Below are 749 nucleotides of genomic sequence, written 5' to 3'. Positions count from 1 at the left end.
CCGCCGCAGCAGCCGGCCGAGCGTCTCACCGCGCCAGTACCCGGCCTCGCGATACCGCGCGGACACCTCGTCGGGCCAGGGAACGCATCCGTCCAGCATCGTTGTTCCTTCCCTCTGCTCGCGTCGCGGCCAGTGTTTCCAGGGCCGTTGACACGCCGCTGATGCGCCGCCGCCGCGGGCCCGGTGGCCGTCAGGCGCCGATCAGCCCTGCGTCAGCCCGGCCGGACAGGATGCCGTCAGGGTCCGGCCGGGCCCGACGACAAGCGCCTCGTACGAGGGAGTGCCCGATGGAGACCTGGATCCTGGACCGCCGAGACGTCGCGGCGGTGACGGCGCTCGTCGGGCGCGACGCGCTGATGGAACGGGTCGTCGAACGGCTCACCGAGGGGTTCGCGGACATCGGGCACGGGCGGCGTGAACTCTCGCCGCTGCGCGGCGGCTTCACCCGCAGCGAGCCGGTGCCGGTGCCGGGCATCCTGGAGTGGATGCCGCACCGCGACGCGGGCGACAGCGTCACCATCAAGACCGTCGCCTACAGCCCGGGCAATCCCACCCACTTCTCCCTGCCGACGATCATCGGCACGGTCGCCCGCTACGACGACACCACCGGCGCTCTCACCGCGCTGATGGACGGCGTCCTGCTCACCGCGATCCGCACCGGCGCCGCCTCCGCCGTCGCCAGCCGGCTGCTGGCCCGTCCCGACAGCCGCGTCCTCGGCCTGATCGGCACCGGGGCCCAGGCCGTCACC

Annotated in this window: 1 pseudogene; it reads left to right on the top strand. The window is 73.6% G+C overall.

Annotated elements, in window-relative coordinates:
• Positions 1-287 precede the first annotated feature (287 nt).
• Positions 288-749: pseudogene (locus tag LPA54_RS33805) on the top strand (ornithine cyclodeaminase family protein); the annotation flags it as partial.

The sequence above is a fragment of the Streptomyces sp. DH12 genome (assembly GCF_020873895.1).
Taxonomy (GTDB): domain Bacteria; phylum Actinomycetota; class Actinomycetes; order Streptomycetales; family Streptomycetaceae; genus Streptomyces.
This window is presented reverse-complemented; position numbering and strand designations above follow the sequence as displayed.